Genomic DNA, 15488 nt, shown 5'->3' on the forward strand with positions numbered 1-15488 from the left:
TAAAACAAAAACAACATAATTTTATTTTTATTATTTTTTAATTATGAATTTTAGTAAAAATAACCATTATAATTTTCTTGACGAAAAAAATGTATCAGAAAAAATTATTGATTACAAAAATAAAAACATTACTAAAACACATTTTTTTATTCCTGATATTATATGTAGCAATTGTATCTTAATTTTAGAAAAATTACCTGAAAAATATAATAGTATTATAGACATTAATGTAGATTTTACTACTAAAATAGTATGGATAACATATAATAATAATAACTTAAAATTAAGTGAAGTAGCTATACTTTTAGATAAAAATGGTTATAGTCCTTATATTGACTTAAATTCATTTGAATCATTATATGAAAATAAAGATTTTATTCATAATAATGAAAAATATTTTAATAGAAAATTTTTAATTAAACTAGCAATATCATTTTTTTGTTTTGGAAATATTATGATGTTAATTATACCAGAATATATAGGATCATATAATGATTATTGGTATATAAATCATAGATATTTTTTTCGTTATATGATATTATTTTTGGGGATACCTACATTTATAATATCTATTAAAGATCATATAAAACAAGCATGGTTTGGAATAAAAAAAAATATTATTAATACAGATATCTCTATTATTATTGGATTATTAATTATTTTTTTTTGGAGTATTTATCAAATTTTATTAGATTTAAGTTCTGGATATATTGATAGTCTTTCTAGTTTCTCGTTATTTTTATTATTAAGTAAGATTTTCCAGGTTTATACTCATAATAAAATATTCTCATTCAATAAAAATTATAAATCTCTTTATCCATTATTAATAACAAAAATTAAAGATAAAAAAGAAAATAAAATATTATTATCATTATTGAAAATAGGAGATATATTTTTAATTAAAAACGAAGAAATTATTCCAGTAGATTCATTATTAATAAAAGGTAAAGCTGTATTAGATAATAGTTTTATTACAGGAGAATCTAAATTAATAAATAAAAATATAGGAGAAAAAATTTATGCAGGATCTAAACAAAAAGGAAAATTTATTTATTTAAAAGCAATAAACAACGTTAATCAAAGTTATTTAAGTAATTTATGGAAAAAAGGAAAAAATAATAACAAGAAAAATTATTGTTACTTAAATTCTATTACAAATAATTTTAGTAAATATTTTGTCCCATTTATACTTTTTATATCTGTATCATCTGGTTTTTTTTGGTATTTAAAAGGAGATATAAATAAAATGATATACACTATTTTTTCTATTTTAATTATTACATGTCCTTGTGCTTTAATTTTATCTTCTCCATTAATATTTGGAAATATAATAAAATTATTTTCAAAAAATGGATTTTATATAAAAGACATTTATACTATGGAAAAAATTTCATATATAAATACTATAGTTTTTGATAAAACAGGAACATTAACAGATATTAACAAAGATGAAATTAATTTTATAGGTAAAAAAATTAATAAAAATAAAAAAAAAATGATAGCTTCTTTACTAAGAAATTCTTTTCATCCATTAAGTCAAAAATTATTATCTTTTTTATCTATAAAAAATTTTTATCATATAAAAGAATTTAAAGAAATATTAGGAAAAGGATTAGAATGTACAATTAATAATATTCCAATAAAAATTGGTTCTTCAAAATATTTAGGATTAAATATTAATAATAAAAATACAATTGTTGCTATATCTATAAATAACAAATTTATAGGATATTTTACATTTAGAAATTTTTATCACAAAGACATAAAAAAAATATTTGAAAAATTAAAATATAATTATAAATTAATAATATTATCTGGAGATAATAATAATGTAGAAAAAAAATATATAAAGTCAATATTACCAAAATCAAGTAAGGTATTATTTAATCAAAGTCCAATACATAAATTAAAATATATTAAAAAATTACAAAAAAATGGATCTAAAATAATGATGTTTGGTGATGGAATTAATGATAGTGCTGCTTTAAATCAAAGTGATGTTGGAGTAGCTATTTCAGAAAATCCATCTAATTTTTTTCCTAGTTGTGATGCATTTATTCAATTCAATTGTTTAAGTAAAATTTTCTTATTTTTGAAAATATCTAGAATATCTTCAATATTAGTAATGATTAATTTTATTATTAGTTTTTTTTATAATATAATTGGAATTTTTTTTTCAATTATTGGAATATTAAATCCTCTTATTGCTTCTATTATAATGCCTTTAAGTTCTTTTTCTGTTATTATTTTTTCTATTATATCTACATTTATAATCTCAAAGAAAATTAATTTATAAAATTATTAATATTTTTTATGTTATGGACATTATAATTATAATGATATTATCTAGTGTTTCTGTTGGAATACTATTTCTAATATTTTTTTTATGTAGCATTTATTATGGACAATTTGATGATTATGAAACGCCCAAATTTAGAATTTTAATGGATGATTATAAAATAAAATCAAAAAATAAAAATAATTTATTTCATGATAAAAATAAAAAATAATAGTAAAAATTTAATTAATTATTATAATAATAATATAGTAAAAGCATTTTTATATGCTACAATTTTTTGGGCTCTTATTGGATTTTTAGCAGGACTATTTATAGCATTACTATTGTTTTATCCAGAATTACCTGAAGTTATTTTTAGAAACAAATTAAAATATACACAAGGAATATTTGGATTTGGAAGATGGAGAATGTTACATACAAATACAGCTATATTTGCATTCGTAGGAAATATAATATTTACAGGATATTACTACTCTTTGCAACGTTTATTAAAAACAAGAATATTTAGTGATATTTTAAGTTGGATACATTTTTGGGGATGGCAATTATTCATTATACTTACATGGATAACTTTCCTTTTAGGAATAAATACAAGTAAAGAATACTCTGAGCATGAATGGCCATTAGATATAATAATATTATTTGTATGGATTATTTATGGAATAAATATGATAGGAAGTATTTTAAATAGAAAAATTAAACACTTATATGTAAGTATATGGTTTTTATTAGGGACATGGGTCTCAGTTGCTATGTTACATATATTTAATAATTTAGAATTACCAATATCTCTTATATCTTTTAAAAGTTATTCTATATATGCAGGAGTACAAGACGCTTTAATGCAATGGTGGTATGGACATAATGCTGTTGCATTTATATTAACAACTCCTATTCTTGGATTAATGTATTATTTTGTTCCAAAAGCATCAAATAAACCTATATATTCATATAAACTTTCTATTATTCATTTTTGGTCTTTAATATTTATATATATATGGGCTGGACCTCATCATTTAATGTATACTTCATTACCAAATTGGGCTCAAGTTTTAGGTACTATATTTTCTATAATGTTAATTGCTCCTTCTTGGGGTGGAATGATTAACGGATTATTGACGTTAAGAGATGCATGGAAAAATTTTAAGGAAAATCCTATACTTAAATTTTTCGTTGTTGGAATAGTTTGTTATGGAATGGCAACATTTGAAGGGCCTATGTTAGCTACTAAAACTTTAAATTCAATAGGTCATTTTACAGATTGGGTTATAGCTCATGTTCATTTAGGAACTTTGGGATGGAATGGATTTATGGCTTTTGGAATAATATATTGGATAACACAAAAAATTTGGAGAACTAAATTATATTCTAAAAAATTAATAAATATACATTTTTGGTTAGGTATTATAGGGATAATTTTATACATATTACCTATGTATTTTGGTTCAATTATACAATCATTAATGTGGAAAAAATTCAACCCTGATGGAACTTTATACTATAAAAATTTTTTAGATTCAGTTATACATATTATTCCATTTTATAAAATAAGATTTTTTGGTGGATTAATTTATTTAATAGGATTCATTTTAATGATTTATAATATTTTAAAAACTATAAAAAATGGAAATTTTATAGAAAACGAAAAATTTCATTATAATAATTATAATTATTATGTAGAAAATAAAAGTTTTCATGATTGGTTAGAAAAAAAACCTGTACAAATGACTATTTTGTCATTTATAGCCGTAGCTATTGGTGGTGCTATAGAGATCATTCCTACTATAGTAATTAAATCTAATGTTCCTACAATACATAATGTAAAACCTTATAAAGCTCTTGAACTTGAAGGTAGAGATATATTTGTTAGAGAAGGATGTAATTCTTGTCATAGTGCACAAGTACGTCCTTTTAGAGATGAAGTAGTTCGTTATGGTGAATATTCTAAAGCTGGAGAATTTGTTTACGATCATCCATTTTTATGGGGATCTAAAAGAACAGGCCCTGATTTAGCTAGAGAAGGAGGTAAAAATCCTAGTTCTTGGCATTATAATCATTTATTTAATCCTAGATCCACTTCTCCTAAATCTATAATGCCAAGATATCCATGGTTAATATATAATAAATTAAATAGATCTAACACATATAACAAAATTAAATCAATGATTAGATTAGGTGTTCCATATAGTATAAAATATTTAAAAAATTATAACAATGACATGGATATTCAAGCAAGAAAAATTGTATTAGAAATATATAAAGAATATCCATTATTAATAAATGAAATAAATCAACAAAAAAAAATATATAAAGAAAAATTTATTCCATTGGAAAAAAGAGAAGTTATAGCTTTAATTTCTTATTTACAAAGATTAGGAACAGATATAAAAATATAAATATAGATGTATAGATGAATTATTTTAAAAATTTTTTTATAAAAGAAAAAAATATAGGAATTTTTCAATCAATTGTATTAATAATATTTTTCATAATATTTTCATTAATATTATTTATAACTTTATATAAACCTAAAAAATATTATGATAAAAATAGTTCAATTCCTATAGATGAATAAAAAAAAACAATGATGAGATCAAAAATTTCTTCTTTTATTATGATCCCTTCTTTTTTGTCTGTTATAGTATTTATATCTTATATATTTTTTAAACATTATGATAAATTATCTTATATAACTAATTTTATTTCTATATTTTTTTTCATTATAATAATATTGTTATTAATAATATTAGAATACATTAACAACATAATTTTTAAAAAAAAGATAGAATCTTTATCTGAAGAAAAAAGAAGAAAAATTATAGAAAAAAATGAAGGAAATTATTTTTATGTTTTTTATAAATTTTTTTTTCATAAAAAAAATAATGATAATGAAAAAATTAAAACAATAGATCATGGATTTGATGGAATTATAGAACTAGATAACAAACTTCCAATTTGGTGGGTTCACCTTTTTTATATTACAGTAATATTCTCTGTAATATATCTACTTTCTTATTTATTATTAGATTTTTCTAATCCATATAAAGAATATGACTTATCATATAAAAAACAATTGTATAATATTAAAATTTTTGAACAAAAAAAACCACAAGCATCTTTGGAAAAATCTTTTTTTAAAAAAAGATTAATTAATGAAGGAAAAATTCTTTTTGAAGAAAATTGTTCTACTTGCCATCAAAAAGATGGTAGTGGAAATATAGGCCCTAATTTAACAGACGATTATTGGATTAATGTTATAGAAAAAGATTTATACAAAAATATTTTTTATTTGATTTGGAATGGAAGCGAAAAAAATCCTACAATGCGTGCTTTTGGAAAAAATGGTGAAATTAAAGGAAATGATATTGAAAAAATATCTAGTTATGTTTATTTTATAAATAAAGAAAAAAATAAACCATTAAAACAAAAAAATCCTCAAGGAAAAAAAATAATAGATTGGAAATAATTTTTAATGCTTTTACAATTACAATGTTTAAATAAAATAAAAATAATAAATATTTATATAATTCAGTAAAAATAAAACATTATTTATAAAAATGAGATCAAAATGGGAAATAAGCGTTATATTTTCTTTAATCATTTTCATTATTTTTATAATTTATATTTCATTTTTTTTTCCAAATTTAAAAAGAGAATTAATTTCGGAAAATTATTATGAAGAAGAGATAAAATATCAAGATATTATTAATGAAAAAAAAAATGCATCAAAAATTTCAAAAAAAATAGATATAAAAACTACTAATAATGGAATTGAAATATTATTTCCATCTTATTATTATAATACTCATGGAATTATAACTTTACTTAGATATTCTTCTAAAAATTTAGATTTTACAAGAAATTTCGAAATTGTTAAAAACAAATCAAATAAAAAAATTTTTATTAATAAAAATTTTTTAAAAAAAGGCCAATATAAAATTATAATTAGATGGAAACATAATAAAAAAAAATATTTTTTTGAAAAAGAATTATTATGGAAATGATAAAAAAAATTATAAAAATTAAAATGAAAAAAAATATAAAAAACCTTCAAAAAGAATCATTAAAATATCATAGTAAGTTTCCTGCAGGAAAAATAGAAGTAATACCAACAAAAAAATATAATAACCAAAGAGATTTATCTTTAGCTTATTCTCCTGGTGTAGCAGAACCTTGTAAAGAAATAGTAAAATCCTATAAAAATGTTTATAAATATACTTCTAAAGGAAACCTTGTAGCGGTTATTACTAATGGATCAGCTGTATTAGGATTAGGTAATATTGGAGCATTAGCTTCAAAACCTGTAATGGAAGGAAAAGCTCTTTTATTTAAAATATTTTCTGGAATAGATGTTTTTGATATAGAAATTAATGAATCTAATCCAAAAAAATTTGTAGAAATAGTAAAAGCTATTGCTCCTACATTTGGAGGTATCAATTTAGAAGATATTAAAGCTCCAGAAGCATTTGAAATAGAAAAAATATTAGAAAAAGAATTAGATATTCCTGTAATGCATGACGATCAACATGGAACTGCTATTATTTCAGGTGCAGCATTACTAAATGCTATTGATTATGTTGGAAAAAATATACATAATGTAAAAATGATAGTAAATGGAGCAGGAGCTGCTGCTATTTCTTGTGCAAGAATATATAAAAAACTTGGAATAAATTCAAAATATATTTTTATGTTTGATAGTAAAGGATTATTACACAAATCAAGAAATGATTTAAATATAGAAAAAAAAGAATTTTCTGTAGACATAAATCATCCAATTCAAACATTAAATGAGGCTATTAAAAATTCAGACATTTTTATTGGATTATCTAAAGGAGGAATATTGACTCCCAGTATGTTAAAAAATATGAAAAAAAATCCCATAATATTTGCAATGGCAAATCCAGATCCTGAAATAGATTATGATTTAGCAAAAAAAATTAGGCCTGATGCAATTATAGCTACTGGAAGAAGTGATTACCCTAATCAAGTAAATAATGTTTTAGGCTTTCCTTATATTTTTAGAGGAGCATTAGATGTTCAAGCAAGTATTATTAATGATGAAATGAAACTTGCTGCTGTATATGCTATAGCTTCCTTAGCAAAGGAACCAGTTCCAGAACAAGTCAATATAGTTTATAATGAAAAAAACATTTCTTTTGGAAAGGAATATATCATTCCAAAACCATTTGATAATAGATTAATTATTCGTGTAGCTCCAGCAGTAGCTAAAGCTGCTATTAATTCCGGAGTAGCAAAAAATCCAATTTCAAATTGGAAATTATACAAAGAAAAACTTTTGGACAGAATGGGGTATGAAAGTAAAATGTTAAGAATGATACAAAATAGAGCTCGTACAAACCCTAAAAAAATTGTTTTTTGTAATGGAGAAGAATATAATATCCTAAAATCTGTACAAATTCTTAGTGAAGAAGGAATAATTCATTCTCCTATAGTTTTAGGAAATGAAAATAGAATTAATAATATAATTAAAAAAAATAAATTAGATATAGATTTAAAAATTATAGATCCAGAAAAAGAAGAAAATCAAGAAAAATTGAAAAAATATGCAAAAATATTTTGGAAAAAAAGAAATCGTAAAGGATTAACTTTATATGAATCTAAAATACATATGCGTAATAATGATAATTTTGGAGCTATGATGGTTAATCAAAAAGAAGCAGATATAGTTATTACAGGATATTCTAGAAGTTTTTCTATAAGTTTACGTCCAATGTTAGAAGTTATAGGAAAGAAAAAAAATGATTATAAAATATCGGGAATGATGATTTTATTAACTAAAAAAGGACCATTATTTTTAGCAGATACAGCTGTTATTCCAGATCCTACAAGCGAAGAATTAGCTAAAATAGCAATAATGGTTTCTAGTATAGTAGAAGAATTTGGAATTGAACCTCGTATAGCTATGTTATCTTTTCAAAATTTTTCTTCAAATTCAAAAACTTCATATAAAATGGCCAAAACTGTTTCAATATTACATAATGAATATCCTAAATTAATAGTGGATGGAGAAATACAGCCTGATTTTGCTCTAAATGAATTATTATTATATAATAAATTTCCATTTTCTAAACTTGCAAAAAAACAAGCAAACATATTCATTTTTCCAAACTTAGAATCAAGTAATTTAACATATAAATTTATTAGAGGATTAGGAGATGTTAAAACTATTGGTCCAATCATGTTAGGAATGAAAAAACCAGCTCATGTTATGCAAATGCAATCTAGTATAGAGGAAATAGTAAATTTATCAACAATAGCTGTAATTGATTCACAAATAAGAAATAATTAATTAAATTTATGTTGTTCTATAAAAACTTTATTTCCAAATAATAATTGAACTTTTTTTTGAAAAAAATTATTTTTATTAGATGTATGATAAAAAATTGGATATTGAATATCACTTTTATCTTTTAAAGATAATAAACTTTTTTTTATCAATTTTTTTTTTATTTCTTCTACTACTATTTTTTGAATATCTATTAAATAAACTTTTTTTTTATAAAATTTATATATTTCATTTTTTATATATAAATAATGAGTACAAGCTAAAATTAAAATATCTATTGACCTTAAGTGTATTAAATAATTTCTTATGTAGTCTATTATTTTTTTTATATTAAAATCATTTTCTATAAAAAAAGCAAGTAATGGTATTGATAATTGAACTATATCCAAATGATGATAATAATATTTTATTTTATTAAAATAAAAATTTGAACGGATAGTAGAAGGAGTAGAAATTATTCCTATCTTTTTATAAGATAAAAGTATATTATTTTTAATAATAGGATCTATTACATTAAATATTAATATTTTATTTTTAAATTTTTCTAAAATTATATCCAAGGCATTAGATGTTATTGAATTACAAGCTATTACCAAAGCCTTACATTTTTTTTCATAAAGAAATGAAATAATTTTTATTGCATTATCAACAATAAATTTTTTGGATTTATTACCATAAGGCATATTTATATTATCTCCAAAATAAATTAAATTTTCATTTGGCATTTGTATTTTTATTTCTTTAGCAATAATAAGACCACCTATTCCAGAATCTAATATTCCTATTGGATATTTATTTTTCATATTATTAAATGACAATATTTAATAATAAAATGTATATATAAATCATATGGAAATAATGAAAATAATAAAATTAAAAACATATAAATAATTTATTTTATCAATTAAATATTTTTTTATGTATTTGTTTTTTTAATCTAGAAGCTTTATTAAAATGTATTATTTTTCTTTTAGAAAGCTTATCTATCATAGAAATTATTTTAGAAAAATTTTTCTTTATATTTTCAGACAAAGACTTTTTGATAAAAGTTTTTGTACTTTTATATGTATATCTATTTCTAAATCGTTTAGAATAATTTTGTCTAATTCTTTTTATAGAAGATGAATGATTAGCCATTTTTTTAAATTAAAATATTATAGCCCATAGGGGAATTGAACCCCTCTTTCCAGGATGAAAACCTGACGTCCTAACCAATAGACGAATGGGCCATGAAAACAAATTAAATTTTTTTATGATTAAAAAAAAATTAATTTGTTTCAATTACAAATCCTATAGATTTTAAATCATTCCAAAAATTTGGATATGATTTATTTACAACACATGGATCGTTTATATATAAATTATAATAATCTTTTAATAAAGCAAAAGGAGCAAAAGACATGGCCATTCTATGATCTTGGTAAGTATTTATTGTTATTGAATTATATTTATTTTTTATTGTAAAATTTTTAATCTTAAAACAAGAATTTGTTATTTCTGTAATAATTCCAAATTTTATAAGTTCATTTTTTAGTGCTTTTAATCTATCTGTTTCTTTAATTTTTAGAGTTTCTAACCCTTTTAAATTACATTTAACTCCAATAGCAGCACATGTTACAGCAATAGTTTGTGCAATATCTGGAGTTTTATTTAAATCTAATTCAATTATTTTCTTTTTATAAAAAGGTTTTTTTTTAAAAAGAAATATTTTATCTCCATTAAATTGAGTAGAAATTCCAAAATGTTTATCATATATGTATGATACTTCTCTATCTCCTTGTAAACTATTATTGTAATATGAATTTAATATAATATTACTATTTTTTGCAATAGTTGCTATAGAATAATAATATGAGGCTGAACTCCAATCAGATTCTATATTAAAATATTTTTTTATATTATTTTTTCCAGGAAAAATATGAATAGTGTTTTTTTTCCAATTTATTTTTATTCCTGCTGATATTAATAAATCAAATGTCATTTTAATATAAGGAACAGAAGTTATTTTATTTTGTAAAAAAATTTTTAATCCTTTTTTAAATTTACTTGCTATTAACATTAAAGAACTAATATATTGACTACTTACTCTAGCATCTACATGAATTTCACCACCTAATATATTTCTTCCAAAAATTTTTATTGGAGGATATCCAGATTTTTCTAAATAATTTATTTTTGCTCCCAAACTTCTTAAACTTTCTACAAGAATAGATATAGGTCTATTTTTCATTCTATCAGATCCTGTCAATACAGTAGTTTTATTTTCTATTATAGACAAATAAGAAGTTAAAAAACGCATAGCAGTACCTGCGTGATGTATATCTATAGTATTACCATTACTTTCTAGACTATTTTTTAATACAATAGTATCTTCACAATTAGAAATATTTTTTATATAAATATCCTTTTTATAAAGAGCTTTTAATATTAAAAGACGATTAGAAATACTTTTAGATCCTGATATAAATAAATTTCCACTTAAACAATCATTTTTTTTATATATTCTAATAGAAGATATATTTTCCCTCATTTCATTTTTAATTTTTTATTTTCATGATGTCTATTATGATCTTCATTTTTTTTTTCTAATTTTTTATTGAATGATTTTTCTAAATCAATTCCAGTTTGATTAGCTAAACAAATTATAACAAATAAAACATCTGATAATTCTTCTCCAAGATCTTCATTTTTTTCTTTTAAATTTATTTTTTTTGATTGTTCACCATATTTTCTAGCAATTATTCTAGATACTTCTCCTACTTCTTCAGACAATAATATAGTATTTGTTAATATATCAAAATAACGAATTCCATGTTTAATAATCCATTCATGAACAATTTTTTGAATATTTTTCATGATATTTTATTTTTTATCATTAATAAATCTTTTGCATTATTTATAATTGATTCTCTATCTATATTATATTTTTTTAATAACTCCATAGGTTTACCACTTTCTCCAAAAGTATCTTTTACTGCTACTAATTTTTGAGGAATGTTACTGTATCTACTAGTAGTAATTAATCTTGAAACACTTTCACCTAATCCACCTAAATAATTATGTTCTTCTGCTGTTATAATACATTTTGTTTTATCAATAGAATTTAAAATTGTTTTTTCATCTAATGGTTTAATTGTATGAACATTTATAACTTCACATTCAATTTTTTCTTTTTCATATAAAAATTTTGATGCTTCTAATGATTCCCATACTAAATGTCCAGTACTTACAATTGTAATGTCTTTGCCTTTTGTTAATCTAATAGCTTCTCCAATTTTAAATACTTGATTTTTTTCAGTGAAATTAGAAACTGGAGGTCTTCCAAATCTTAAATATACAGGACCAAAATAATTAGATATTTCTATTGTAGCTGCATAAGTTTGATTATAATCACAAGTATTTATAACTGTCATTCCAGGAAGCATCTTCATCATTCCAATATCTTCTAAACATTGATGAGTTGCTCCATCTTCACCTAACGTTAATCCAGAATGAGATGCACATATTTTTACATTTTTACATGAATAAGCAATAGATTGACGTATTTGATCATATACACGAGATGTAGCAAAATTTGCAAATGTTCCAACAAATGGAATATATTCTCCAATACTTAATCCAGCTGCTATTCCTATCATATTTGCTTCTGCTATACCTATTTGGAAAAATCTTCCAGGAAATTTTCTAGAAAATTCGTTCATAAATAAAGATCCAGAAAGATCTGCGCATAATGCAATTACTTTTTCATTTTTTTCTCCTAAAAAAGTCAAAGCTTTTCCAAATCCAGCTCTAGTTTCTTTTAATCCTTTATCTTCATACATTTTCATAAATAAGTTATTTTTACAACGGATAATCCTCTATCAAATAATTGTTATTTAGTTGCATTAATGCTGTTTCTAATTGTTTTTTATTAGGAGCTTTTCCATGCCAAACATTATTTCCAGTCATGAAATCAACTCCATATCCCATTTGAGTGTGTAAAATAATTATAACAGGTTTTTTATTTTTAGTTTTGTTTTTTGCTTTTTTTAAAATATTAATAACATTATTAATATTATTACCATTTTTTTCTTCCAAAACTTCCCAATCAAATGATTGAAATTTTTTTTTTAAATTACCAAGAGATAAAACCTCATCAGTTGATCCATCTATTTGTTGTTTATTATAATCTATAGTTGCAATATAATTATCAATATTTTTAGATCCTGCATATAAAATAGCTTCCCAAATTTGTCCTTCATTTAATTCTCCATCTCCATGTAAACTATATACTATTGAATCTAATTCTTTATCTAATTTTTTTGAAATAGCTGATCCTATAGAGACTGACATTCCTTGCCCTAAAGATCCAGACGATATTCTTATTCCTGGTAATTTTTCATGAACAGAAGGATGTCCTTGTAATCTAGAATTTAATTTTCTAAAAGAAGATAATTCTTTTACAGAAAAGAATCCAGATCTAGCTAATACACTGTAATAAACAGGAGATATATGTCCATTAGATAGAAAAAAAACATCTTCTCCTTTTCCGTTCATAGTAAATTTTTTAGGATTATAACGCATTATTTCTTGAAATAATGCTACAAAAAATTCAGTACATCCAAGAGATCCACCAGGATGTCCAGATTGTGCATTATATACCATTCGTAAAATATCTCTTCTTACTTGATTGCACAAATTTTTCAAATAATTTACGTTCATTTTAACTCAATACTAATTTAAAAAAATATTTAGAAATATTTTTATATACTTTACACAAAAGTAATAAATTATAATATGAAAATTACAAACAGGAAAGCAAAATTTAATTATCATTTATTGGAATTTTACGTAGCTGGTATTCAACTTTTCGGATCAGAAGTAAAATCTATAAGAAAAAGTAAAGTAAATATTTCAGATAGTTTTTGTCAAATTAGAAATGGAGAATTATATTCTATAAATATGTATATAGAAAAATATAAATTTTGTTTTAATGATAATTTTTATCCTAAAAGAGAAATAAAATTATTATTAAATAAATCAGAATTATTAAGAATAAGTAAAAAAATATTAAATCCAAAAATTACGGTTATACCTGTAGAAATATTTTTTAGTAAAACAGGATATGCTAAAATGAAAATAGCGATATCAAAAGGTAAAAAAAAGCATGATAAACGTGAAATTATAAAAATGAAAGATTCAATACGAGAAATTAATCGATCTATAAAAAAAAATTATATTTAAATACTTTTACCTTTTACATACTAATTTACATACTAACATACTAAAATAAAATAGTAAAATATTTATATTTGTTATTAGGTTCAAAAGAAATTTATATATTATATGAAAAACTTCAGTCTTTTTATCGTCTCTTTTTTTACCCTTTTTTCGAGCGTCTTTTCTCAAGATATAAATAAAAAATGGTCCGTAAAAATAGGAGTACATGATGTAAATTATTTTCCAGTACAACATCCTTTTAATGGATTTTTTTCGAAAGAAAATAATAGTATTGGGCCATCTATTGATGCAATAGCTGGATATAATTTTAACGATCATTTAGGAGTTTATACGGATGGATCTATGGGTATGGTAAGAAATTTAAGATGGAAAGTAGGTGATGCAAGTTTTTTTAAAATAGGTAATGGATTGAAAATACATCCTACTCCACATTATAAAATTGATCCTTATTTTAGAATTGGTGGTGGATATCATAGAACTAATGCATATATGAATAGATTTTTAGATATATCAGACTCGGATATATATAGAATTATTAGAAAAAATTTTATTTTTATAGATGGTGGAGCTGGCCTTAATTTTTGGATTTCACCTAATGTAGGATTAAATATGAATAGTGTATATAATCATGTATTTGCAAAACAATCAAGACATTATTTAGATTTTTGGAAACATGATTTAGGATTAATTTTCCGTTTTGGAAAATCTTTAAAAGATAACAAAGAACTAATTAAAAAAATTAATTCTGTGAATGTAAAAAAAATACCTTATTTACCATCTATAATTAAAGATAAAAATAATAATAACAATATTAAAAAAGAAAAAGGAAAAAAAACTCCTAATAGTACTGATAAATCTAACGATAATAAAAATCCTTTATTTATAAAAAGATCAGTAAAAGATAAAGAAAATATAGATCCAAATAATAATGAAAATGAATCTAATGTTAATACTAATAACACTAATAACACAAATAATATAAATAATACAAATAACACAAATAACACAAATAACACAAATAACACAAATAACACAAATAGTAATAAAGATATAAATATATCAAATAATTCTAATGATATTATAACTACAAAATCAAATAAAAAAAATGGAGTTTCAGTTGATAAAAAAATAAAAAAAATCGATATAAATAAAAATAAAACTAAACAAAGTAAAATAAATTATAAAAAAAATAAAAAAGTAAAATTAAATTATAAAGGAAAAGGAAGGAAAAACAATTTTTCTTCAATTTATAAAAAAAGAAAAAACAACAAAGTAAAATTAAATTATAAAGAAAAAGGAAGGAAAAACAATTTTTCTTCAACTTATAAAAAAAGAAAAAACAATAAAGTAAAATCAAATTATAAAGGAAAAGGAAGGAAAAACAATTTTTTTTCAATTTATAAAAAAAGAAAAAACAACAAAATAAAATCAAATTATAAAGAAAAAGGAAGGAAAAACAATTTTTTTTCAATTTATAAAAAAAGAAAAAACAACAAAGTAAAATCAAATTATAAAGGAAAAGAAAAGAAAAACAATCTTTCTTCAACTTCAGTAATAAATAAACAAAATGAAAAAAATTAGTTTTTTGAATAATTTTTTTCAAAAAAACATCATATTAAAAATATGATTATACTTAATTATTATAATTTGTATTTTATAATA

15 protein-coding genes and 1 tRNA gene are annotated in these 15488 nt (G+C 21.5%); 9 read left to right on the forward strand and 7 right to left on the reverse strand.

Annotation, left to right across the window (positions count from 1 at the left end):
• Positions 1-43 precede the first annotated feature (43 nt).
• The 7 genes from H0H39_RS01035 (at position 44) to H0H39_RS01065 (ending at position 8609) form a co-directional block, all read left to right on the forward strand.
• Positions 44-2296 (forward strand): heavy metal translocating P-type ATPase, encoded by a 2253-nt coding sequence (locus tag H0H39_RS01035; protein ID WP_185877545.1) that lies wholly within the window; start codon positions 44-46, stop codon positions 2294-2296.
• Between the two features lie 22 nt (positions 2297-2318).
• Positions 2319-2510, forward strand: coding sequence for a cbb3-type cytochrome oxidase assembly protein CcoS (gene ccoS / locus H0H39_RS01040; RefSeq protein ID WP_185877546.1), 192 nt, complete (start codon positions 2319-2321; stop codon positions 2508-2510).
• Positions 2491-4695 (forward strand): cytochrome-c oxidase, cbb3-type subunit I, encoded by a 2205-nt coding sequence (ccoN, locus tag H0H39_RS01045; RefSeq protein WP_185877547.1) that lies wholly within the window; start codon positions 2491-2493, stop codon positions 4693-4695. The genes ccoS and ccoN overlap by 20 nt, the downstream gene beginning before the upstream one ends.
• A 14-nt stretch (positions 4696-4709) precedes the next feature.
• Positions 4710-4874 (forward strand): cytochrome oxidase, encoded by a 165-nt coding sequence (locus H0H39_RS01050; protein WP_185877548.1) that lies wholly within the window; start codon positions 4710-4712, stop codon positions 4872-4874.
• 12 nt (positions 4875-4886) lie between these two features.
• On the forward strand, positions 4887-5765 hold the full coding sequence (locus H0H39_RS01055; protein ID WP_185877549.1) for a cbb3-type cytochrome c oxidase N-terminal domain-containing protein: 879 nt from the start codon (positions 4887-4889) through the stop codon (positions 5763-5765).
• Positions 5766-5856: 91 nt separating this feature from the next.
• Positions 5857-6303 carry a FixH family protein gene (locus H0H39_RS01060; protein WP_238785662.1) on the forward strand — a complete coding sequence of 149 codons (447 nt, stop codon included), beginning with the start codon at positions 5857-5859 and terminating at the stop codon, positions 6301-6303.
• A gap of 23 nt (positions 6304-6326) precedes the next feature.
• Complete coding sequence (locus tag H0H39_RS01065; RefSeq protein WP_185877628.1) at positions 6327-8609, forward strand: NADP-dependent malic enzyme; 2283 nt, start codon at positions 6327-6329, stop codon at positions 8607-8609.
• Here H0H39_RS01065 and murI read toward each other — a convergent pair.
• From murI to H0H39_RS01100, 7 genes are all read right to left on the reverse strand, one after another.
• Positions 8606-9409: a glutamate racemase gene (gene murI / locus H0H39_RS01070; RefSeq protein ID WP_185877550.1), complete on the reverse strand. Its 804-nt coding sequence runs from the start codon at positions 9407-9409 to the stop codon at positions 8606-8608. The genes H0H39_RS01065 and murI overlap by 4 nt on opposite strands.
• Before the next feature lie 97 nt (positions 9410-9506).
• A complete protein-coding gene (rpsT, locus tag H0H39_RS01075) occupies positions 9507-9743 on the reverse strand; it encodes a 30S ribosomal protein S20 (RefSeq protein WP_185877551.1) in 237 nt (78 codons plus the stop codon).
• 20 nt (positions 9744-9763) lie between these two features.
• Positions 9764-9835 (reverse strand) — tRNA-Glu (locus tag H0H39_RS01080).
• Between the two features lie 38 nt (positions 9836-9873).
• Positions 9874-11136 carry a 3-phosphoshikimate 1-carboxyvinyltransferase gene (locus H0H39_RS01085; RefSeq protein WP_185877552.1) on the reverse strand — a complete coding sequence of 421 codons (1263 nt, stop codon included), beginning with the start codon at positions 11134-11136 and terminating at the stop codon, positions 9874-9876.
• Entirely contained in the window at positions 11133-11462 is a 330-nt protein-coding gene (locus H0H39_RS01090; RefSeq protein WP_185877553.1) for a nucleotide pyrophosphohydrolase, read from the reverse strand. Before H0H39_RS01090 ends, H0H39_RS01085 begins: the two co-directional genes overlap by 4 nt.
• On the reverse strand, positions 11459-12433 hold the full coding sequence (locus tag H0H39_RS01095) for a transketolase family protein (RefSeq protein WP_185877554.1): 975 nt from the start codon (positions 12431-12433) through the stop codon (positions 11459-11461). Before H0H39_RS01095 ends, H0H39_RS01090 begins: the two co-directional genes overlap by 4 nt.
• 13 nt (positions 12434-12446) lie before the next feature.
• Positions 12447-13307, reverse strand: a complete 861-nt coding sequence (locus tag H0H39_RS01100) for a transketolase (protein WP_185877555.1) — start codon at positions 13305-13307, stop codon at positions 12447-12449.
• Between the two features lie 75 nt (positions 13308-13382).
• Here H0H39_RS01100 and smpB point away from each other — a divergent pair, with 75 nt between their 5' ends.
• Positions 13383-13829, forward strand: a complete 447-nt coding sequence (smpB, locus tag H0H39_RS01105) for an SsrA-binding protein SmpB (RefSeq protein WP_185877556.1) — start codon at positions 13383-13385, stop codon at positions 13827-13829.
• 102 nt (positions 13830-13931) lie between these two features.
• Positions 13932-15407, forward strand: coding sequence for a porin family protein (locus H0H39_RS01110; protein WP_185877557.1), 1476 nt, complete (start codon positions 13932-13934; stop codon positions 15405-15407).
• Positions 15408-15488: the final 81 nt, after the last annotated feature.

Origin of the sequence: Blattabacterium cuenoti (assembly GCF_014252315.1) — a bacterium.
Classification (GTDB): domain Bacteria; phylum Bacteroidota; class Bacteroidia; order Flavobacteriales; family Blattabacteriaceae; genus Blattabacterium; species Blattabacterium cuenoti_AI.